1 pseudogene is annotated in these 823 nt (G+C 44.6%); it reads right to left on the bottom strand.

Annotated features, from left to right (window positions below):
• Positions 1-823 (bottom strand): annotated as a pseudogene (locus D8845_RS10125) (hypothetical protein); the annotation flags it as partial.

The raw sequence follows: 823 nt of genomic DNA, 5'->3' as shown, positions 1-823 counted from the left end.
CTGGATTTACAGCTTTAACTTTATCTTCGATCGCTTTCTTCTCTTCTGGAGTGAGAGCTTCTGGATTTGCTACTACTGTCTTATCTGCTGGTTTAACGATGTCATTGCCTGCGTTTGGTTTAGCTGCATCTGCTGCTGACTTAGTCAAGTCTGACGCTGGGATAACTGCTGTCTTACCTGCTGGGGTTGTGACTGTCGCACTGCCTTTGTCATCTACTACTACAGTTGAACCTGGGTTGACTGCTTTAACCTTATCTTCGATCGCTTTCTTCTCTTCTGGAGTTAACGCATCTGGATTTGCTACTACTGTCTTATCTGCTGGTTTAACGATGTCATTGCCTGCGTTTGGTTTAGCTGCATCTGCTGCTGCTGACTTAGTCAAGTCTGACGCTGGGATAACTGCTGTCTTACCTGCTGGGGTTGTGACTGTCGCATTGCCTTTGTCATCTACAACTACTGTTGCATCTGGATTTACAGCTTTAACTTTATCTTCGATCGCTTTCTTCTCAGCATCTGTAAGTTTTTCTGGATTCGCTACTACTGTCTTATCTGCTGGTTTAACTACATCGTTGCCTGCATTTGGTTTAGCTGCGTCTGCTGCTGACTTAGTCAAGTCTGACGCTGGGATAACTGCTGTCTTACCTGCTGGGGTTGTGACTGTCGCATTGCCTTTGTCATCTACAACTACTGTTGCACCTGGATTTACAGCTTTAACTTTATCTTCGATCGCTTTCTTCTCAGCATCTGTAAGTTTTTCTGGATTCGCTACTACTGTCTTATCTGCTGGTTTAACAATGTCATCACCTGCGTTTGGTTTAGCTGC

The sequence above is a fragment of the Streptococcus mitis genome (genome assembly GCF_003942865.1).
Classification (GTDB): Bacteria; Bacillota; Bacilli; order Lactobacillales; family Streptococcaceae; genus Streptococcus; species Streptococcus mitis_BI.
Note: the sequence above shows the minus strand (reverse complement) of the source record. Positions and strands in the feature narration are given on the sequence as shown.